Source organism: Mitsuaria sp. TWR114, assembly GCF_007997345.1.
On record NZ_VOSR01000462.1, the window covers coordinates 1 to 6,760 of the forward strand.

General features: G+C 71.7%; 8 protein-coding genes. 2 read left to right on the forward strand and 6 right to left on the reverse strand.

What is annotated here, in order from left to right; all coding sequences use genetic code 11:
* Positions 1 to 195: 195 nt before the first annotated feature.
* Positions 196 to 879, reverse strand: a complete 684-nt coding sequence (locus FUT87_RS16650; RefSeq protein WP_147241737.1) for an alpha/beta hydrolase — start codon at positions 877 to 879, stop codon at positions 196 to 198.
* A gap of 183 nt (positions 880 to 1,062) precedes the next feature.
* On the opposite strand from FUT87_RS16650, the gene FUT87_RS16655 reads away from it, so the two are divergent.
* A complete protein-coding gene (locus FUT87_RS16655; RefSeq protein WP_147241738.1) occupies positions 1,063 to 1,419 on the forward strand; it encodes a PspC domain-containing protein in 357 nt (118 codons plus the stop codon).
* A 12-nt stretch (positions 1,420 to 1,431) separates the two neighbouring features.
* Here FUT87_RS16655 and FUT87_RS16660 read toward each other — a convergent pair whose 3' ends face one another.
* Together FUT87_RS16660 and FUT87_RS16665 are read right to left on the reverse strand one after the other, a co-directional pair.
* A complete protein-coding gene (locus FUT87_RS16660) occupies positions 1,432 to 2,082 on the reverse strand; it encodes a class I SAM-dependent methyltransferase (protein ID WP_147241739.1) in 651 nt (216 codons plus the stop codon).
* 71 nt (positions 2,083 to 2,153) lie between these two features.
* Positions 2,154 to 2,621, reverse strand: coding sequence for a hypothetical protein (locus FUT87_RS16665; RefSeq protein ID WP_147241740.1), 468 nt, complete (start codon positions 2,619 to 2,621; stop codon positions 2,154 to 2,156).
* Positions 2,622 to 2,853: 232 nt separating this feature from the next.
* Here FUT87_RS16665 and FUT87_RS16670 point away from each other — a divergent pair, with 232 nt between their 5' ends.
* Positions 2,854 to 4,902 carry an alkaline phosphatase gene (locus tag FUT87_RS16670; protein ID WP_222617181.1) on the forward strand — a complete coding sequence of 683 codons (2,049 nt, stop codon included), beginning with the start codon at positions 2,854 to 2,856 and terminating at the stop codon, positions 4,900 to 4,902.
* 129 nt (positions 4,903 to 5,031) lie between these two features.
* On the opposite strand, the gene FUT87_RS16675 is transcribed toward FUT87_RS16670, so the two are convergent.
* The 3 genes from FUT87_RS16675 to FUT87_RS16685 all read right to left on the reverse strand — a co-directional run.
* Positions 5,032 to 5,376, reverse strand: a complete 345-nt coding sequence (locus tag FUT87_RS16675) for a type II toxin-antitoxin system ChpB family toxin (RefSeq protein WP_091719961.1) — start codon at positions 5,374 to 5,376, stop codon at positions 5,032 to 5,034.
* A complete protein-coding gene (locus tag FUT87_RS16680) occupies positions 5,370 to 5,621 on the reverse strand; it encodes an AbrB/MazE/SpoVT family DNA-binding domain-containing protein (protein ID WP_091719965.1) in 252 nt (83 codons plus the stop codon). Before FUT87_RS16680 ends, FUT87_RS16675 begins: the two co-directional genes overlap by 7 nt.
* Positions 5,622 to 5,878: 257 nt before the next feature.
* Positions 5,879 to 6,760, reverse strand: an 882-nt coding sequence (locus FUT87_RS16685) for a thiamine phosphate synthase (RefSeq protein WP_147241742.1), incomplete at its 5' end; no start/stop codon positions are given.

Below are 6,760 nucleotides of genomic sequence, written 5' to 3' on the forward strand. Positions count from 1 at the left end.
CCGCGGCGGCGACCGGCGTGGTCGCCTGCGGCGGCGTGGCCGCGTTCAGCGGGACGAAGGGCAGCAGCGCCAGCGAGAGCGCGGCCAGCGAAGGCGGAAGAAGCCGGGTGGGCATGGTCGAGGACGAGGACATGGGGTCAGGAGGGCGGAGGGGCGAGGGGGCGGCATCCGCGTGAGCGCGGGGTGGGCGCTCGATCAGGCGGCGGCGGTCAAGGTCTTCACGAGCCAGGTCTGCAGGGCCTGGATCTCGTCCATGCTGACCTCGTGCGCCATCGGGTACTCGTGCCAATCGACCGCATGGCCGAGGCGGCGCAGCTCGGCCAGCGAGGCCTGCGCCCGCGCCGGCAGCACCACGCCGTCGCCGGTGCCGTGGGCCAGGAAAATCGGCGTGGCCGCGTTGGCGGGACTGCGCTGCGCCTCGGTCGTGTCCAGCAGCGGCAGGTAGCCCGACAGGCCGACCAGGCCGGCCAGCCGCCGGGGGTAGCGCAGGCCCGTCATCAGCGTCATCGCGCAGCCCTGCGAGAAGCCCATCAGCACCACCCGCTCCGGCGGGATGCCGAACTCGCGCTCCTCGCGGGCGATCAGCTCCTCGATCAGCGCCTGCGATTCGCGCAGGCCGTCGGCATCCTCGCGCTGGCTGAGGTCGCCATGGCGGATGTCGTACCAGGCGCGCATGCGCATGCCGCCGTTGATCGTCACCGGGATCTCCGGCGCGCTCGGCAGCACGACCCGCAAGCCGCCCTGCGCCAGCACCGGCGACAGGTCCAGCGCCTGGACGACGGGCACGAAGTCGTTGCCGTCCGCGCCCAGTCCGTGCAACACCAGCAGGCTGAAACGGGGCGCCTCGCGCGTCTGCAATTCAATGGTTTCGAGCGTCATGGGCGGGAATGCTAGTCCGCGATGCCGTGCCGGCACTGGGTGGAAACGCCCTGTCGCGCGACATCCGCTCCGCATCGCGCCCACCTGCATCCGGTCGCACGCGGGTCGCGGCGGCGCAGGCGGCTGCGTAGCCTGCATTCCATCGCATCCCTCGATGCGCGACTTTCAGGAAAAGGAGCCCCCATGTCCGACAGCGAAGAACTCAATCGCCTGGCCGATCTCCACCAGCGCGGCGTGCTCAGCGACGAGGAGTTCGCCAGGGCCAAGGACCGGGTGCTGAATGCCGGCGCCCGCCCGTCCGCGTCGAGCGCCTACGCCTATGCCACACCGCAGGGCGGCGCACCGGCCGTCAACGCGATCAATGCCTTCCGGCGCAGCCGCGACGACCGCTGGATCGGCGGCGTCTGCGGCGGCCTCGCCCGGCTCAGCGGGCTGGCCGCATGGTTCTGGCGCATCGTCTTCGTCGCGCTGACGATGTGTGCCGGCGGCGGGATGCTGCTGTACTTCCTGCTGTGGATCTTCGTGCCGATCGAGGACTGACGCTTCGGCCGCTCAGCGGCGGCCCTTGAGCAGGTACGCGGAGGCGAGCCAGCGGCGCTCGACCTCCGCGTCGGCCATCCGGGCCTCCAGATGTCGCCAGGGGCAGTCCAGCCCGTCCATGCGCAGGATCGAGTGCATCGCCGCGCCGAGCACGAAGCAGTTGCTCATCGGCATCCACGGCGGCGCCCAGGCCAGCCCGGCCGCAACGATGCGCGCACCCGGCTTCAGCACGGCCAGCGCGCGGTCGACGGCTTCGATGCTCTGCAGCACGTCGTGCGTGAAGAAGAACAGGGCCGCGTCGGCGCGGCGGGCGCCAAGCGCGGACGCATACGGTGCCTCCTCGGCCGTGGTCGGGAGGTAGTCGACCGGGGTTTCGAGGTGATCGGTGAGCGCGCGCTGGCGGGCCTGCCGCATCATCGTCTCGCAGGGTTCCACGGCGACGATCCGCCCCGTCGGTCCGACCGCCTGGCTGAGCCCGGGCAGGCTCAGGCCCGTGCCGGCGCCGATGTCGAGCACCGTCTGCCCCGGCGCCAGATCCAGCGCCGCGATCGCCTCGCGCCGCAGCGGGGCCACCGGCATCAGCTCGTAGTCGTAGATCGGCGCGCGGCGCGCGTAGAGCGCGTTCAGGGCCTGCAGCGCCGGCCGGGTGTCGGGCGTGTTCATGAGCTCCCTTTTTTTTCGCGGGCCAGCTTCGCGTGGCGCCTCGCGCGGTGTCAAGCAAGAAAAACGGTGCGTCACGGAACCGTCACCCGCCGCCGAAAGAATCGCGGCCCATGTGCGTCGAACTCACCACAGGTACGCGGCTTGCCCGGCGTGCCGCCCGCGTCCTCCCGCCTCTTTGTGCGGCCCTGCTCGTCATGGCCACGATGCCGACGGCCCGAGCCGAACCCGCCGCCCGGGACACCCCCGCGCCGGTGGCCACGGCGACCGAGGTGGCCGATCTCAAGTTCTCCCAGTTCTTCAAGTCGCCGATCGGCCCCGCGGGCCTGGAACTGTCGGACGCGCTGCGCGCCGCCGACGGCCGTCCGGTGCGCCTGGTCGGCTACATGGTCGCGCAGGAACAGGCCCGGCCGGGCCGCTTCTGGCTGACGCCGCGGCCGGTGCGCATGAGCGAGCACGCCGACGGCGAGGCCGATGACCTGCCCGCCGCGACGGTGACCGTGCTGCTTGATCCGTCGCAGCAGGGTCGCCTCGTCGCCCATCGCGACGGGCTGGTGTCGCTGACCGGCACGCTGTCGGTGGGTCGCGTCGAGGACGAGACGGCCGCGTGTCCTGGATCCGCCTGCGCCTGCCGCCCGGAGCGTTGGAGGCCGAGGCCGCCTCGGCCACGCGGCCCGATGGCGCGGGCCATCGCCACTGAGCGCGCCCGCGCACGCCCGGCGTCCCCGCAGCCCCTCCGCCCCTCTACCGATTCCTTCGATTCGAGCCCCGATGATGAAACACCTGCCTTCCTTGCTCGCCGGCGCTTGCGCGCTCCTGGCGCTGAGCGCCGCCCACGCGGCTCCCACCGTGACGCGCCTCACGCCGCCCAGCGAGTTGTTCTCCAGCGGCCGTCCCGAGCCGGTCATCGCGCGTTTCCTGCCCGGCCAACGTTTCGACCTGCAGGCCACGATCAAGCCCGATGCGGGGCAGCGCATCACCGCCGCGCGCTTCCTGATCGACGGCAAGCCGGTCGATGCGACCGTCGCGCTGCGCGACTGCGCGGCCGGCTGCGTCAAGGGCGTGGCGGCGGAGACCGCGATCGCGACGGTGCGCGCGGTCAGCCTGCAGAAGGCCGGCCGCCACACCTTCAGCGTCGAGGCAACCCAGGCCGACGGCCAGACGGTCAGCGCCACCGGCAACCTCGACGTGGTGCCCTTCACCGCGGCCATGGGGCCCAAGGTCAAGAACCTCATCATCCTGGTGGGCGACGGCATGGGCGCGGCGCAGCGCACGGCCGCGCGCATCGTCAAGGGCGGCTACGCCCAGGGCAAGGTGATCCAGCCGCTGGCGATGGACACCTTCCCGGCGACCGGGATGGTCAAGACGGCCTCGCTGAACTCGGTGGTGACCGACTCGGCGCCCGGCATGACGGCCTACGTCTCCGGCAACAAGAACAACAACAATGAAGAGGGCGTATTCCCGGACGACACGGTCGATGCCTTCGACAACCCGCGCATCGAATACCTGTCCGAATACCTGCACCGCACGCAGGGCAAGGCGCTGGGCGTCGTCACCACCGCCGACGTCTTCGACGCGACACCGGCCGGCAACGCGGTGCACACCAGCAATCGCGGCGCCGGCACCGGCATCGTCGACCAGTTCTTCGACGACCGCGCGCGCACCGGCCTGACGGTGCTGCTGGGCGGCGGTCGCAAGTGGTTCCTGCCCGCCGGCACGGCCGGCTCCGAGCGCGCCGACGCGAGCGACTACGCCTTCTCCGCGAGCGATCCGCACACCGCGGAGATCGTGAAGCGCTGGGGCGCGGCGCCGGGCGCGAAGGACAAGGGCCGCGACCTGATCCGTGAGTTCCAGGACGCGGGCTACCGCTATGCGCCGACGCGGACGGCGCTGGACGCCGCTGTCGCCGGCGCGGGCGCCGACAAGCTGCTGGGCCTGTTTGCCTTCTCCAACATGAATGTGGCGCTGGACAAGATCGATGGCCGCCGTGGTGCGAAGAAGGGCCTGGCCGGCGGCAGCGTCGTGGACGACTACGGCTTCCCCGACCAGCCGATGCTGGACGAGATGGCCCAGGCCGCGCTCGCGACGCTGCGCAAGCAGCCCCAGGGCTTCGTGCTGATGATCGAGGGCGCTTCGATCGACAAGCAGGCGCACAACATGGACAGCGAGCGCTGGATGCTCGACACCATCGAGTTCGACCGTGCGGTGCAGGTGGCGCAGGACTTCGCGCGGGAGCAGGGCGACACGCTGGTGATCGTCACCGCCGACCACGAGTGCTCGGGCGCGGCGCTGATCGGGGGCTCGATGCTGACCGACCAGGCGCTGCTGGACGCGGCGACGAAGAAGGGCGCGGCCAACCTGCGCGACAAGGTCGTCGGCGTCTACGAGAAGGCGGGTTTCCCGCGTTATCGCATCGCCGCCGACGGCTATCCGGAAGCGACCGACATCGACTATCGCCTGCTGGTGGGATATGGCGCGAACGCGGACCGCTACGAGGACTGGCGCACCAACCAGACGCCGCTGCGCGATGCGCAGCAGCCGCTGGCCAAGTCGGAGCCGCTGAAGTGGTACCCGGCCAATGCGGCCGAGCGCGACGACGCGCAGGGCGAATTCCTGGTCACCGGCCAGGTGCCCGGCGAGCAGGCGGTGCACACGGCGACGGACATCCCGCTGTCGGCCTTCGGCCCCGGCGCGCTGGCCTTCACCGGCGTCATCGACAACACCGATGTGTTCTTCAAGCTGGCGCAGGCGGCGGTCAAGGGCACGACGGCGCCCGCCGACGCCTCGGGCGCGAAGCGGCCGGCGAAGTCGCCGCGACGGTGAGCCCCGCGACGGCGCGGTAGCGACTGCGGGCGACCCGTCGACCCATCGACACGGCGACCGGCAACCCGCAACCCGCAACCCGCGATTCTCGGCTGGCGGCTGGCGGCTGGCGACTGGCGACTGGCGACGCTAAGCCAATATCGCCGACAGCCGCGCGACGGCCTCCTCGATCACCTCCGGCGGCGCTCGCTCGATGCGACGGGCCTGTCGCGCTTCCAGGTCCATCATCCGGATCTTGTTGATCAGCACCGCGCCCTGGGTCTTGCAGCCCGTGCCCGTCAGCATCACCGCGAAGCCGGCATGGCGGGCGAAGTCGCCACCCTGCGTGATGGGTGCCACCAGCACGTCGCCGAGCCGGTTGAAGGCCTGCGGCGTCAGCACCAGCGCCGGGCGCGCCCCCCGCTGCTCTCGGCCGAGCGTGGGATCGAAGGGCACGGCGACGATGTCGCCGCGATCGAAGGCCTTCCTCACCACGCCTCACCTCCCTCGGGCTTGAGCGCATCCCAGGCGGCCATGTCGGCCGGGGGCGGGGCCGAGAGGTCGCAGGCGGCGATCATTTCGTCGAGCGTGTACTTGCGCTTGGGCGTCAGGACGAGCCGGCGGTCCGCCGTCGTCTCCAGCGTCAACGCGTGGCCGGCGGCCAGGCCCAGGTCCCGCAGCACGGGGGGCGGGAGAATCAACGCGGTACTGTTCCCCATTTTCTTCAACACCACTTCCATGACCGTTCCTTCCCGCGGCAGACAGGTCCGCATTCTAGGCAGGCTGGCGGTCTCAAGTAAAACAAAGTTGTACGATCGTTGCCTGGTCGGAAAGACCGCCGTAAGCGGTCGACTGACGGGCCTTGCGGCGGCATGCATCGAACGAGCAACCATCGTCCACGAGTCGGCCTCGATCGGAAATCGCCAAGAAGGGCGCCGCCCATCGGAGGAATCGGCGGGCCGTTTGGGGGGCGATGGTGGGGGTTGAAAGCCAGGCGTCAGGCTCGGACCGAGGGCTCGGCCCGATCCCCCTGGGGGACCATCGCCTCCGCTGCCCGCACCAGGCACATCGCCGACGCGCCGGCGGCAAGGCCGGCGCGCCACTGCCGGTCCTCCAGGACGCCACCGATGCCGACCACCGGCACGCCAGCCATCCGCGACCACCAGCGCAGTTGCGCCAGCCCCTGCGGGAGCCAGGGCATGTCCTTGGTCGTCGTCGGCCAGAGCGGACCGCAGGCGATGTAGTCGGGCGCGAGGCCGCGGGCCCGGCACAACTCCCACAGGCTGTGGCTCGACAAACCCAGCCGCACGCCGTGCCGCGCGCGGCGCTGCCACAACGCCTCGCGGTCCTCGCCCGCCAGGCCGGCCCAGTCCTCCTGACCCAGGTGCAGCGCCCGCGCGCCCTCGTCGAGCGCCAGCCGCCAGTGGTCGTTGATCCACAGCGTGCTGGAGCGGCCGGCCATGTCCCGCACCGCCTCGCGGATCGCCGCGCGCAGCCGGTCCTCATCGACACCGGCACCGCGCTTGATGCGCAGCTGCACATGCTCGAAGCGACCGCTGAGCGCCATCGCGGCGACACGCTCCGGGCGGTCGGTGATCGCGTAGAGACCGCCGGCAAAGGTCGGCGGCCGGCGCGAGGCCGGCCACAGGACTTCGCGCCAGCGCGTCAACGTCGCCCGGTCGGGCGCGGTGTCGTCGCCGAAGCCCATCACCGGCATCGCGCGCGGGTCGTCGACGAAGCGGCGGTCCGGTCGCAGCGGTCCCGGGCCCGCGCCGGCCGCATGGCCGTCGCGCAGCGCCGACCAGGTCAGCATCTTCGCGAGGATCACCGCGTCTGGCACCGCGAAGCCGCGCGCCAGCGCCGCCGCCGCCGCGGCCGC

Bases quoted from the DNA above. Each gene is read 5' to 3' on its own strand.
- FUT87_RS16650 (WP_147241737.1), bottom strand. From the start codon at position 879: ATGACGCTCGAAACCATTGAATTGCAGACGCGCGAGGCGCCCCGTTTC.
- FUT87_RS16655 (WP_147241738.1), top strand. From the start codon at position 1,063: ATGTCCGACAGCGAAGAACTCAATCGCCTGGCCGATCTCCACCAGCGC.
- FUT87_RS16660 (WP_147241739.1), bottom strand. From the start codon at position 2,082: ATGAACACGCCCGACACCCGGCCGGCGCTGCAGGCCCTGAACGCGCTC.
- FUT87_RS16665 (WP_147241740.1), bottom strand. From the start codon at position 2,621: ATGGGCGACGAGGCGACCCTGCTGCGACGGATCAAGCAGCACGGTCAC.
- FUT87_RS16670 (WP_222617181.1), top strand. From the start codon at position 2,854: ATGAAACACCTGCCTTCCTTGCTCGCCGGCGCTTGCGCGCTCCTGGCG.
- FUT87_RS16680 (WP_091719965.1), bottom strand. From the start codon at position 5,621: ATGGAAGTGGTGTTGAAGAAAATGGGGAACAGTACCGCGTTGATTCTC.